The following is a 13,614-nucleotide window of genomic DNA, read 5'->3' as shown; positions in this document are numbered from 1 at the left end:
TGGTGTATAAGTTGCGGTAACTTCTGTACCGTTTTTATCCACACGTTTCACTGTGACAGGATCTGGTGTGCCAACGTACTTCTTATCCGGCGTAAAGGTGATAGAGCCATCTGGATTGATGCTGTATTCACCTACACCTGGAACTGTTTTCGTTGATTGACCATCTTCGAAAGTCAATGGTTTCGTATCATCTAGTGGAACTGCTGGATCACCTGCTGTAAAGGTTGGCTTACCGCTTTGTGGCTGTCCTTGCAGACCAGTTGAGGTATCATTTGTACTTGTTGGAGTGACTTTAGTCACTGTAGGTTGATAAACTGCTTCGGCAGCAGAACCATTCTTATCTGTCACACGAAGAGTTGCAGGAGTTGGTGTACCATAGAAATCAGGTGCTGGTTGGAAGCTAATATCACCATTCGGTTGAACAGTATAGGTTCCTTGAAGTTTACCGCTAGCATCATGTACAGGTAAGCTGTTACCTTGTTGAACTTGTCCATTAACCACAAATTGTGGACCTTCTGGTGCAAATGGCACAGTCTCATTTTGGCCATTGATAGTTGCTTGACCAGGGGTAAAGGTGAGATGACTGTCTTGTTTTTGACCTTGGAGCCCAGTAGTCTCTGCTCCTTGTCCTGTTGGAGTTGCAGCCTTAACATCTGCTTGGTAAGTAGCTGTTACTTCTGTTCCATTCTTATCTACACGCTTAACGGTTTCTGCAGTTGGGCGTCCAGAGTATCCAGGAACTGGTTGGAAGGTAACCCGACCTGAATTATCAACTGTATAAGTCCCTACATCTGGAACAACCTTAGTTGATTGGCCGTTGTCAAAGGTTGGAGCAACAGATTCATCAATTGGAACACGGTTATCACCTGGTGTGAAGACCAAATTACCAGATTGCTCTGCCCCTTGAATACCTTCAGAACTTGCATTTTGAGATGTTGGAACAACTCGTGTAACAGTTGGTTGATAAGTTGCAAAGTGATCATTACCACTTGCATCATTTACTTTTAATTTAATTGGATCAACAGTTCCAACAAATGATTTATTTGGGGTAAAGGTTACTCGACCTGTAGTTGGATCTAAGTTAAAGGTACCAACTTCTTTACCACCTGATGTTGCAGGAATACTAGTTCCTGAGACAGGTTCTCCGCTAGCATCCAAGAAAGTAGCTGGATTACTTGCTGATGGTTGAACCGGTGTGTTAGCTGGATTACCATCTGTAAATGAGATGTCTTTTACTTGCGCTAAACCTTGGGCATCAGTTGAACGATGTTCAGTGTAATCAACTACTGTAGGAACATAACGAGCATCCATAGAATTTAGAGGTTGGTTGATGACTGGTTCTGAATTGTTTTTCGCTGACCATTCAGTGCTTGCACCGTTGCTATCAAAGCGACGGATGTTAATGCCTGATGTAGTCCCTACGTATCCAGCATTTGGAACAAAAACAACATCGACATTATCACCATTTGGCGTCACTTTGTAACGGCCTTCTGCAGTTGTATACCAACCTTCTGCATCTGCCGTTAATTCACGTCCATTATTATCTAAAACAACAGGTGCCTTATTAGTATCAATTGTTGTTCTAGCATTCTCGTCTTCTTTAGAATAACCACGAGATGTGAAGTGTAGGCTTGCTTGTTGTTGTTGATCGCGTAAGCCCTTGGTTTCCTTCTTCTCACCCTTTGGTGGGTAAGTAAGGTTAACTTGTAAGTCTTCAACTTCACCACTAAAGGCTGTTCCAGTCGGTTTCTCGATATCACCTTGATTCAAGGCAATACGAACACGCATCCCTAACTTCTTGACTGAGTCGTCATTCATTGGAGCATGATTTCTGAAAGTAACTGTGTAGTCTCCTTCAGAAGTGACTTCAGTAAACTCACTGGCTTCGTTCTCGTCAAATTTTCCGTTATTGTTGAAATCAATCCAAGCTCGAACATAGGCTTTTTCATTTCCATTAGCTGAAGCATGGAAACGAAGCGAATAATCCCCATCACGAAGACGATCTGCTTGGAACAAGTCATGAGTCTTACCGACTAAGTCATCTGGTAAAAGCTGATCAATCCCTTCATCAGCGTGATCAGTGCTATCATCGTGAGTCCAATCGTTGCCTGAAGTTGTATCAATATCCGCAGGCTTCCGACCAAGATATGGTTGTGGATTTTGTGCTCCCGTAGCCGCATTGTAACCAGAAATAGTGTGAACTGCATTTCCATAGCTTTCAGGCGCATCCCCAGTATCTACAACCATGAAACCAATCATAGCAGCTTGCTGACCAGAAGATGCGATATAAATACCCACCTCTGATGCTTCACGAGTCATCACAATTGGGACAGTATGGTCTTTAGAAGTATTTGGACCAAAGACTTGTGAACCTAAGCCCCCTGTTTTTTGATCTGGGTTTGTGAATTTAGTCCAGTCAATTGTTGGAGTAGTTGCGTTATCACCAATATACTGACCAAGTCGATTTGGATTCATTGGTGCGTAGGTATCTGTAATCACTTTACCGCTTGGTGATACACGTTTCCATTCAGCTAAATGTTCCCATCCTTGACCATTTGTAGTAAAGATCGCATATTCACCGGGGTTGGCTTCTTCACCATCGGCATAACGACTGTTGCTTTGACTGGCTTGTTAAGGTAAGTCGCTTCGACCTTAAACTTCACACCGTAGCTAGCACCATTTTTAGGAACCTGCAATTGGGTTCTACGTCCATTAGTATCAATTCCCTGCTCACGAAGAGATGTCCATTGGTTCATAGGAGCACCAATGATTTTTGGTCGTGCAGAATCGCCCTCTTTAACTTGGCGATTATAGTCTGCAGGTACATATCTAAACCAGGTATTTTTAGCATCAGGATCATAACTATTTTCATAAGAAGTTCCTGCTACACGGTTACGATAGAGTTCCGTTGAATGAAATGGTTTTAGTTCTGTAACTGTTAATTTAACTACATAGCCCGGAGAAATTTCTTTCTCATACACACTACCCACTTTAAGAGAGCCGTCGGTATCAAGATCTCTAAACGCCTGAGAATCACCAAAATCTAGCCAGTTGATCTGTTTCACTAGGTCTGCTGGTCTCTTCTTTTCAGAATCTGCTAAAGTTGGTTTCTCGATAGTATTATTTGGGTCACCATCTCGTAAACCTGTTGGTGTAGCGTCTCGACGTGCTCGGCGAGAACGTGTAGGTTGTGTAGCTTCCCTAGTCGCTACTGGTTGTTCTGTAGTTCTTGAAGTGCTTACAGCGTCTGAACTAGCATCAGTTGAAGCTGGATTAGTATTCTCTGCAGGCTTAACTTCTGTAGGAAGGACCGGCTTCTCAACTGAAGGTTGAGGTGTTTCAGAAGCTACTGGTTGCTCATCCTTCAGTTTCTCAGTAGACTCTGAAGCTGAGTTTGTAGGTGCAGTATGCTCACCTGTCTGAGGTGCCTCAGTAGCTGTGGCTGCTACAGTAGTTCCTGCATTTTGTGTTGTTTCAGATGTTGTTGGTGCTGTAGCAGTTGCTGATGGTTCAGCAAGGTCAGTTCGAGCAACCTCGTTTTGAACACCAGAAGCGCTTGTTTCATCAGCGCTAACCTGCGTTGCTGCCCCTAATAGTATAAGGGTTGACAAGAGCACAGAACAAACACCGACGTTTAGTTTTCGAATAGAAAACTTACGCAGGTGTGGATTAAACAAATCTTTTCCCATAATGATCTCCTATTTATTCATTATATTCCAGGCCATTATACATTATTTTTTTCTGCTTGGCTATATAAAATATACTAAAAAATTAGATTTTCGATATTTTTAAAGAACTTTGAAAGGGATCAGCAATCATTATAGATCACACATCATTATAAAAAGAAATTATCTAGCCTATACTTGACGGTATAACCATTAGAAATAAACAGATAAATCTTGCTCACGTGGTCTAAAATTTACATAAATTGAATCCCTATACTTTCCTTTATCTTACAAAATAAAAACCCTGACCAAACTAACCTAAATTTAGGTTGCTGGCCAAGGAATTTATCTTATTATTCTACTCGATCAATATCTTCTTTCATTTCATCCATATTGAATTTGGCAAATAGATAGTCACGATCTTGAACAGGGAAACGTTGATCTAACTGGTCAATTGCTCCAAGTTCAACAATACCTTCTTTGATGACAAAGTCCATGACATGTCCACCGAAGCTCAAATCGTCTGATACAAAATGGAGATGATATCCTGCTAAGCTGACTCCATGAAAAATCTCTGGTGTCCAGATACCAACGATTGTTCCGGTCACATTTTCCTTACTGTATTCAGGTTGATTAACAGCAACTTCTGCAAACTTTCGGTCTGACGTTGACTTAGGAATCATGCGAACGCGCATATGAGAAAAGTCGCCATGAATCTTTATGGAACGAAAAAGATTTTCACCATCATAATAGGACTCAATTCTTTCCTCCAGCTCCTTATCATTCATTTCAAAACGCTGGCGGAAAATCACCTCTGCCTTGTGAGGGACTACCGCTGCATAAGGAACCGTCTCTGACGGATCCACCTCAACTACTTCTGGCACCTCTCCAGATCCTTTGGCTTGATAGGCCTTGCCATCTAGAACTATCAACTCCCCGTCAATAGAATCCAAAGTACCTATACCTAAATCACCATATTGAAGCAACTCACCAATCGTCATTGTCCCACCATAAAGACCAGACATCAAGGCGCCCAAAGTATTATATTGAAATAATTTAACTGGTTCAAACATTTTTAATCCCCTACTCTTCTTTCATCGTCTCTAATAAAGCAAAATTAGTATAACACAAAATTTTATAATTGCAAAAAAACATATCTAGATGATATGCTTTTACTATTTATTATAAAAATTTTAATAGTCCAGACTATCATAAAATTCTTGCATTGCACTGTCATCCGGCACCAGGCTCAAATAGTGCTGAGCTTCTTGTTTGGCTCTTTCAAGCTCGCCACATTCTCTCAACAGGTAAATATATTCTTCTTGAAATTCTGGATTATCTCGTAAGTCCCTATGCAATTCTCCATAGAGCTCTTGGGCTTTTTCTATGTCCTCTAAGGCCTGATAACTTCGAGCTATGTTCCATCGAGTCAACACATTATCCCAATCCTGATCCTCCAAATCAAGAATATCTTCATATCTCTCCTGCTCTAGATAAAGGTTAGTCAGGCGCAGAGCTATCTCTTCTAGATCATCAGCATTATCCCAGGCATCTAATAGATAGCTCTCTGCTTTTTCAGTATCATGAAGTTCGTAGGAAACTTGGGACGCCAATAGGGCTAGCTTACTATCGAACGGATTTTTATTCAAGCCTTGCTGAGCCATGAGTAGAGCAGCCTCAGCTTGATGGTCTGCATGAAGAGACAGTGCATAGATATATTCATAGCCTTCAAAATCTGGCGAAAGAGTATCCAATTGTTTGAAATAGAGATTAGCCTTCTGATAGTCTTCTTGATCGTAAAGGATCACGGCCAATTCAAATACTGCAGATTCGTCATATTCTAATTCGATAGCCTTTTGAAGAAATTCAATGGCAGCTTCAAACTTTCCTAAGCTAGAATAGCTCACCCCTATTCTCTGGTAGGTTGAGATCCCTGTCTGCTCATAAATTGTCCGATTATCAAGACTGGCATATTCCTTGATCGCCTGTGTGAAATTGCCTAATTCAAAATCTATTTCAGCCATTCCAAAAGTAATGATAGGATCGTCACTTAATTGACTGGCTTCAACTAGTTTCTCACGCGCTACATCAGGCAGACCTTCCATCTGGTATAAATCTGCCTTAATCATAAGAGCATTGACATACCACGGATCGTTCGATCTGATTTCCTCCAAATAGCCAAAAGCTTCCTCTAAGTCTCCATCTTCACTGGCAATAGCTGCCAAATTTAGATTAACCTGAGGATAAAGGGGAGCCAGTTTATTATAGATACGCTTGGCTTGTAAAAAGAAGCCGATACTTTCTAAATATTCTGCTAGGTCCAATAAGATAGAATCACTATCCTCTAACATGGCTTTTTCAAACCACTGTTCTGCTTGCACTAAATCCTGAGCCTCAATGGCAGACAGCATTTTCTCACTATTCTTCACTTACTTCTTCCTCTACTTCATCATCATACAAACCACTCACTACTTTGTACCACTTAAAGATAGCTGTAATCACCACTTTTGCAGAAGCGTAGACTGGAATTCCCAATAAGACACCCCAAATTCCAAACATTGATCCAGATGTTAAGAGTACAAAGAGAATAGTAATCGGATGTATACTTAATTGACTACCTAAAATAAGAGGAGAGACAAAACGTCCTTCTATTGTTTGCTCCACAATAAAAACAATGATAACTTTCAAGAGCATAACAGGTCCCGCAATCAGTCCCAAAACAAGCGCTGGTAACATAGCCAAAAAGCTTCCTAAATACGGAACCAAGTTGAGCACTCCAGCCACGACTGCCAAGGTCACTCCATAGCGCAGTCCAATGATCTTAAAGAGAATCATAAACATAAAGGCAACAATGATTGCAACAGTTATCTGTCCGCGAACATAATTCGCTAACTGACTATTCACGTCGGACAAAACTTGAGCAACCGGCTCACGTAATTTCTTAGGTAGGAACTGAGTTACATAGCCTTTCAAATTTTTCCCATCTCGAAGGAGGTAGAATAGAATGAAAGGCATAATAATGACAGCAACAATAACTTGAGAAGCAGCACTGACAAAATTACTAGCCCAGTTAACCGCCCGAGCAGAAAAGTTACTTGCCCATGTCGTTAATTGAGAAGAAATATTCTCCGTAACTTGCTCGATCTGCGGGCGAAACTCTTCAGACAGGCGACTATCCAATAAATCATCAATTATTTTTTTAGATTGCTTGAGATAAGAAGGCATGTTTCTAAAGAAACTTACAATCTGAGCCTGAAGATTTGGAATGACAACCGCCAACCCCCAAATCAAAAGCACGGTAATCAATACAAAAACAATCGTAATTGCTACAAGACGATTGATCTTCCGCTTTTCCATCAAGTCTACCAGAGGATTAAGCAAATAATAGAGCAAACCTGCCAAAATCACTGGTAACATAATAACTGAAATAAACTCAATAATAGGGGTGAAAATAAAACTAATTTTACTCAAGACCAAGAGATTGAGTCCAATCAATAAACAAACTAAGAAAACCGTAATGGCTTTATTATCCAAAAACCATCTAAAAAACCAACTCATGCTAAATTCTTTTTCTTTAGGTTCCATCCTTCTCTCCTTTTCTTTTATCTTCTTATTGTAGCATTTTTTACAGAAAAACACCCGATGAAACTAAAGAAAAAAAGAGAGAACAACAAATCCTCTCTTCCTTCCCATATATTTCGTCTTTTGACTATTCTATACTTTTTAGGAAATATCTTAGCTTACTTTTGCAGCTAAGCTAGCAGCGAAATTCTCCAGATTTTCAATATCATCTTCTTCTGCTGCTAAATCAACCTTAACATTTTCAGCACCTTTTGTTGCACCAGTTGAAACGAAAACAGCATCAAAGTCATCTACTGCTTTACAGAATTCGTCATAGAAAGTATCACCTGAGCCAACGACACCATAAATCTTATCAGATAAATCCAAATCAGCCAAGTCTTCATAGAAATCCATGATTTCGTCAGGTAATTCTCCATCACCGTACGTATAGGTCGCCACAATAGCAATGTCTGCTTCTAGAAAATCTGAAGCATCAACTGTCGTACACTCATCAACATCAACATCTAAGCCTAAATCTCTTAACTTATCAGCAACGATATCAGCGATTTCTTCTGTATTACCTGTCATACTTGCAAATACAATTTTTGCTAAAGCCATAGTTTCCTCCAAAATATCTTCTATTGATAATTATAGCACATATTTTTCATTTTAAAAATAGAAATCTTGTGTTACAATTAAACAATAACTCTACGCAAGAAGGAACGATTTTTTCTATGACAATTCAACATCAAATTTTACAAAAGATCAAGGAATATAAAACGATTATCATTCATCGCCATGTAAATCCGGATCCTGATGCCTTAGGTAGTCAAGTCGGCTTACAAAAGCTCCTTCAGCTAAATTTCCCTGAAAAAACAGTTAAAGTAACTGGATACGATGAACCAAGTCTAACTTGGCTAGCCCAGATGGACGATGTCTCAGATCAAGATTATGAAAACTCCTTGGTTATCGTATGCGACACCGCCAATACAGCTCGAATTGATGATAAACGTTATCCAAATGGATCCTTTTTGATTAAAATAGACCATCATCCTAATGACGACGTTTATGGTGATTTAGCGTGGGTTGATACCAATTCAAGTAGCACATGCGAACTAATTTCTTTATTCGCTTTAGACAATCACCTAAAAATGGATGCATACATCGCTAAACTCCTCTATGCTGGAATTACTGGTGACACGGGACGTTTTCTTTACCCTGCTACTACCGCTCGAACCTTACAAGTCGCTAGTCAATTAAGGGAATATCCCTTTGATTTTGCTACGCTGGCTCGGAAAATGGACTCTTTCAGCTACAAAGTTGCTAAGCTGCAAGGCTATGTTTATGATCATCTTGAACTTGATGAAAATGGAGCTGCACGTGTCATCATCACTCAGGATTTACTAAAAGCACACAAACTTACAGACGCTGAAACTGCAGATATTGTTGCTACTCCTGGTCGAATTGAGGACGTCAAGTTGTGGGGAATCTTTGTTGAACAAGAAAGCGGTCATTACCGTGTACGATTGCGCAGCAAATTCATTCCAATCAATGAAGTCGCAAAAAATCATCATGGCGGAGGACATCCCTTAGCTAGTGGCGCCAACTCCTATTCACTAGAAGAAAATGAAGAAATCTTCCAAGAATTAAAAGAATTAGCTAAAAAGCAAAGAAAATGAGCGAAAAGGCTTGTCAAAGCAAATGAAATTTGATAAACTATCAAAGTAACTAATCTATGGCTCGCAAAGAGACCATGGCAGAAAGGAAATTTTTTAAAATGAGAAAAGATATTCACCCAGAATACCGTCCTGTTGTCTTCATGGATACTTCAACTGGTTACCAATTCCTTAGTGGTTCAACTAAGCGTTCAAACGAAACAGTTGAATTCGAAGGGGAAACTTACCCATTGATCCGTGTTGAAATTTCATCAGACTCACACCCATTCTATACTGGACGTCAAAAGTTCACTCAAGCAGATGGACGTGTGGATCGTTTCAACAAAAAATACGGTCTCAAATAAGAACATCTATTCAATACATTCGATTATTGAATTCAAGCCATTTCCGATTACTCGGAAGTGGCTTTTGTTTTGCTTTTAGCAATATAAAACTCCCCCCATCTAAAAGATAGAGGAAGTTCTCGGTTAAAGGAATAGACCATTATATTCATTTATTTTATTTATAATTAAAAACCCAATAATATGTACCATCACCTGCTTGTACACAGGCAACTGCACCTTCTTTGGCATCAGGATTTAGAATCAATTCTCTATTTCCTGAGTTTAGCCATTTGTTGGCAACTACTTCAGCATTTTCTTCTCGACGGAAGGTGATACCAGCGCTACTATCATAATTGACAGAAAGTTTCTGAGCTGTTGGTAAAGATTGATTGTTATAAAGTTCATCGGACCATGTTAGTTCTTGTAAGCCAAGTCTTCTACGTTCCGCATTTAATTTTGCAAAAGCAGCTTTAGCCTTATCAATATTAGGGAAGTTTGAGTTTTCAGTTTTTTCCACACGATAAATAAACTTCACATGACCAAATTCTGTTTTTTCATATCCTTTGACGCTACTTGTCAAATAAGCTGTCAAAACGTAATCTCTAGCCCAAGCATGATCCACTGCTTGATTAAAGACATCTTCTTCTTCAAGTTCATATGTAACCTTACAGTCATAGCCTGCATTATCTATCATTTTTGGTGCCAGATGTTGCTGAACATAAGAGATGAATTCTTCCTTGTTCTTGAATGGAAGAGGATCTCCTGCTTTACCAGTACCAACTAGATTCTCTGAGTATAGTTTAACTGTAGAAGCATTATCATCATAATTATATTCATCGTCCTTTGGATTAGAATGATTATTTGGGTCAAGAGCAGGATCGTCTGGATCCGTTCCATTGAATAGTTTCCAGCGGTCGCCCATCCACTTGTAATATCCATCAATACCATCAGGGTTTTCGCCTCCTAGATGGACTCGGTAATAATAGGTACCATTATCATCTACAAAGCGAGGATCACTCTTCATCCGAGGATCATCAGGTCTGTAGAGAGGTTTTGGCAATTTACTATAATCTATATTTGGATTTGGTGCCCAGTCAGGCTTCTCTGGATTAGGCGTTTCAGGATCTGGCTTAGGATCTGGAGTCGGATCTGGTTCTGGAGTTGGATCTGCTGCTTTCTTAACATAAACCCACTTACCATTTTCATAGTAATAGTATGAACCATCATCCAACACATAATAGTGATAGCCATTTTCATAACGATAATGCGGATCATTTTTCAGTTTATTAAAGCCATCCTGGTAATAGAGTTCCCACTTACCATTCTTGTAGACATAATAGTCTCCGTTCTGGTTTTTATAGTAGTAATTTCCATTCCAATAAAAGACATTATAGTTATACCATGGATTGTAATAACCAGGGTATCGACCGTAATTATAGTTATTTCTGACGCGCGGATTATAATAGTTAAATCCTGGACGATAACGAGAATAAAAAACGTCATTATGTTCCTCTGCCTGAGCAGTATTTGTAGCAAGAAAAGCTAATACTAAGGCAGAACTAAACAGCATCACTCTCGATAGATACTTTCTTTTTGATTTCATTACTTATACTCCTTTGTAATAAAAACAATGATAGTCTACTCCTCCTCTATATAGTATTCTATCCCCATCTGATCCCTTAGTCAAACAAAAACATAAATATTATCCTATTTTTTTTGTGTTTTTTTGCATATATACTACTAAAGGTTTAGAACAAAAATCCCTTAAGAATTTGATCTTAAGGGATTTTCAAGTTAATTAAGTGAAATCATTAGGAAAAGATTGATTATTTGTAGTTGTAAGTCCAGTAGTATACACCGTTTCCATCTACGACTGTCGCTACAGCTCCTTCAGTTACGTTTGGATCAAGAAGCAATTCTCTCAAACCACTGTTCGCCCATTTCTTAACGACAGTAGCTGCATCTTCATCACGACGTCCGACAAAGCCAGCGCTATCGTATTGACGTGAAATTTCGTTTACTTTCGGAAGTGCTTGGTTTTGATAAATGTCTTCTGACCAAGTCAACTCTTTCAAACCTTGAGCTTTACGAGTTTCATTGATTTTAGCGAAAGCTTCTTTCGCTTTTGAAACATAGTCATAGTTTGTATCGTTTGTCGCTTCAACACGGTAAACAAACTTCACATAACCAAATTCTACGTCACTGTATTTCTTGTCCTCAACACCACTCTTGAGGTTTGCAATCAAGACATAGTCCTTAGCATATGGGTTTTCTTTAGTCTTTTCAAAGATATCTGCATCTTCGATTTCCCACTCAGCTTTAGCATCCCATCCAGCGTTATCAAGGAATTTAGGATTCATTTTTTCGATAACGTATTTCTTGAACTCTTCAACGTTCTTGAATGGCAATGGTTGACCAGCTTTGGCAGTAGTTACCAAGTTTGTTGAGTAGAGTTTCACGCTAGAGTTTTGATCACTGTACATGTACTCATCGTCAGCAGTATTTTTGTGAAGTTTTGGATCAATACCTGGATCGTTTGGATCTGTCATACCTTGAAGTTTCCATTTTTGTCCAATCCACTTCCAATATGCTGAATAACCTGTACGGTCTGAGTTAGATGGTACATAGTAGTAATGTGTGCTACCATCGAAGTAGTAGTTTTTATCATTCTTAAGGGCTTTATCACCTGGTTTTCCTGGTGGGTAAACCAATTTTGGCGTTTGTCCATTTGGTGCCCATGCCAAGTGCTCAAGTCCTTCTGCTGGTTTTTCAACATAATCAGGGATTTGGTTTTCACTTGATTCTTCAGTTGTTACCAAACCTGGTGTTGTTGGAACAGCTGGTGTTGCTGGTGTTTCAGGTTTAGGCTCAGCCGGCGTTTCTGTTGATGGTTTGAATGGATCAAACTCACTATCTGCACCGTTAATTGGCGGATTTTCTGGTAAATCAAGACTTGGAGTTGTTGGTTGTTCTGGTTTTGGTTCAGCAGGTGTAGTAGGCTCTTCAGGTTTATCGCTAGGCGCTGGAGTTGGAGCCTCAGGTTGTGCTGGAGTTGGAGTTGGAACTTCTGGTTTTGGATCCTCAGCTGGTTGTGCTGGTTTTGGATCTTCAGCTGGTTGTTCTGTACTTGGAGTTTCCGGCTGAGCTTGAGGTGATGGAGTTGTTGAATTGTTGGTTGAAGTCTTAACCAATACCCATTTACCATCTTGGTAATAGTAATAGTCACCATTTTCTAAAACATAGTAATGATAGCCATTTTCATAACGGTAATGAGGATCGTTTTCCAAATTGTTAGATGATGAGTTATTGTTGCTATTGTTTGTCAATGGTTTCCATTCACCGTCACGGTAAATACGGTAGCTACCATCGTTCATACGGTAGTAGTGATTACCATTCCAGTAGATATAGTTTTCATCGTTTACTAGGTTGTTGTAGTTGTTCCAACCATTGTAACCATAGTTATTGTAGTTGTAACCATAGTTATTGTAGTTGTAATTTGGATAGAAATAATCCCAAATATTAGAACCTAAATAATAGTTATTGTAACCATAGCCATATCCGTATCCATAGTTATTGTAACCATAGCTGTAGTTGTTGTAACGAGAGTTACGACGACTGCTATGACGACTAGTACGGCTGTTAGTTACTGTATTACGGCGACTTGTGAAGCCAGTATTCCAGTAATTAACACCTGGTTGGTATAAGTTACTATAGCGAGAACTATAACCATAGTAGTCAGCGGCCTGAACAGTATTTCCAGAAAAAGCTGGAATCACTGCTGCTGCAGCTAATACTGAACAAGATAAAAATCTTAGACGTTTCGACATTATAATAAACCTCCAAAATCATTCATTTATCTTTTAGAATGATCTTATATTTTAGACGTGCCATGACAAAAAATAATTCTTCAGTAAATAAGACATCTTGGGCATAAAATCTTTAGATCAACATCAATCATATTTTAATCAGTCAGTTTCACGTAAACTTCTGAGACAAATAATTTGACAAAAAGAAAAACTATCCGATATCAATATTGCTAAAAAATTCTTTTTTATGCATATTTCACATCGACCTAAACTATAACACAAAAATTTAGGCAAAGCAAGAAATTTGTTCGTGTTTTCAAAATTATTTTTTTCAATATTGTTCTTAATATCATTCTATTTTTTATCTATGTTCGTTTTTGTTTTATTTTACATGCAATTTTCTGATATTTTAAGAGTTAACCCTATTTTTTATTTGTAAACAAGACAGTAAGCACTTTTATGGTTTGATTTGTGAAGCTATTTCATACCAAAAGGTATTATAGCTATAAAACAGTGTTTATTTTTGTTTTATACATGAAACAAAATATGCTTTTAATATATCACTAATTTTTGAAAGATTCGT

The 13,614-nt window shown here is 38.8% G+C and carries 8 protein-coding genes and 1 pseudogene; 2 read left to right on the top strand and 7 right to left on the bottom strand.

The genetic code is table 11. The annotated features are described in order from the left end of the window. From HMPREF3108_RS00710 to HMPREF3108_RS00690, 5 genes and pseudogenes are all read right to left on the bottom strand, one after another. Positions 1–3,689, bottom strand: a pseudogene (locus HMPREF3108_RS00710) (CshA/CshB family fibrillar adhesin-related protein); the annotation flags it as partial. Between the two features lie 329 nt (positions 3,690–4,018). After that, positions 4,019–4,738, bottom strand: coding sequence for an acetolactate decarboxylase (budA, locus tag HMPREF3108_RS00705; protein WP_012000308.1), 720 nt, complete (start codon positions 4,736–4,738; stop codon positions 4,019–4,021). Positions 4,739–4,858: 120 nt separating this feature from the next. After that, positions 4,859–6,094 carry a tetratricopeptide repeat protein gene (locus HMPREF3108_RS00700; RefSeq protein WP_070492872.1) on the bottom strand — a complete coding sequence of 412 codons (1,236 nt, stop codon included), beginning with the start codon at positions 6,092–6,094 and terminating at the stop codon, positions 4,859–4,861. Next, positions 6,084–7,250, bottom strand: coding sequence for an AI-2E family transporter (locus HMPREF3108_RS00695; protein ID WP_048777739.1), 1,167 nt, complete (start codon positions 7,248–7,250; stop codon positions 6,084–6,086). Before HMPREF3108_RS00695 ends, HMPREF3108_RS00700 begins: the two co-directional genes overlap by 11 nt. A 150-nt stretch (positions 7,251–7,400) precedes the next feature. Further along, positions 7,401–7,844, bottom strand: a complete 444-nt coding sequence (locus tag HMPREF3108_RS00690) for a flavodoxin (protein ID WP_008808931.1) — start codon at positions 7,842–7,844, stop codon at positions 7,401–7,403. Positions 7,845–7,960: 116 nt separating this feature from the next. Here HMPREF3108_RS00690 and HMPREF3108_RS00685 point away from each other — a divergent pair, with 116 nt between their 5' ends. Continuing rightward, the gene (locus HMPREF3108_RS00685) at positions 7,961–8,905 is read left to right on the top strand and encodes a DHH family phosphoesterase (RefSeq protein WP_045634587.1); all 945 of its coding nucleotides are present in this window, start codon (positions 7,961–7,963) and stop codon (positions 8,903–8,905) included. Between the two features lie 98 nt (positions 8,906–9,003). Then, positions 9,004–9,246, top strand: coding sequence for a type B 50S ribosomal protein L31 (locus tag HMPREF3108_RS00680; RefSeq protein ID WP_002895374.1), 243 nt, complete (start codon positions 9,004–9,006; stop codon positions 9,244–9,246). A 154-nt stretch (positions 9,247–9,400) separates the two neighbouring features. Here the strand turns inward: HMPREF3108_RS00680 and HMPREF3108_RS00675 are convergent, their stop codons facing one another. Both HMPREF3108_RS00675 and HMPREF3108_RS00670 read right to left on the bottom strand, forming a co-directional pair. Further along, positions 9,401–10,828 carry a CAP domain-containing protein gene (locus HMPREF3108_RS00675; protein WP_048777737.1) on the bottom strand — a complete coding sequence of 476 codons (1,428 nt, stop codon included), beginning with the start codon at positions 10,826–10,828 and terminating at the stop codon, positions 9,401–9,403. A 223-nt stretch (positions 10,829–11,051) separates the two neighbouring features. Beyond that, entirely contained in the window at positions 11,052–13,052 is a 2,001-nt protein-coding gene (locus tag HMPREF3108_RS00670; protein ID WP_048777734.1) for a CAP domain-containing protein, read from the bottom strand. Positions 13,053–13,614: the final 562 nt, after the last annotated feature.

Origin of the sequence: Streptococcus sp. HMSC10A01 (assembly GCF_001807785.1) — a bacterium.
Taxonomy (GTDB): Bacteria; Bacillota; Bacilli; order Lactobacillales; family Streptococcaceae; genus Streptococcus; species Streptococcus gordonii.
This window is presented reverse-complemented; position numbering and strand designations above follow the sequence as displayed.

Coding starts and splice junctions, on each gene's coding strand:
- budA (WP_012000308.1), bottom strand. CDS start 4,738: ATGTTTGAACCAGTTAAATTATTTCAATATAATACTTTGGGCGCCTTG.
- HMPREF3108_RS00695 (WP_048777739.1), bottom strand. CDS start 7,250: ATGGAACCTAAAGAAAAAGAATTTAGCATGAGTTGGTTTTTTAGATGG.
- HMPREF3108_RS00670 (WP_048777734.1), bottom strand. CDS start 13,052: ATGTCGAAACGTCTAAGATTTTTATCTTGTTCAGTATTAGCTGCAGCA.
- HMPREF3108_RS00690 (WP_008808931.1), bottom strand. CDS start 7,844: ATGGCTTTAGCAAAAATTGTATTTGCAAGTATGACAGGTAATACAGAA.
- HMPREF3108_RS00675 (WP_048777737.1), bottom strand. CDS start 10,828: ATGAAATCAAAAAGAAAGTATCTATCGAGAGTGATGCTGTTTAGTTCT.
- HMPREF3108_RS00680 (WP_002895374.1), top strand. CDS start 9,004: ATGAGAAAAGATATTCACCCAGAATACCGTCCTGTTGTCTTCATGGAT.
- HMPREF3108_RS00685 (WP_045634587.1), top strand. CDS start 7,961: ATGACAATTCAACATCAAATTTTACAAAAGATCAAGGAATATAAAACG.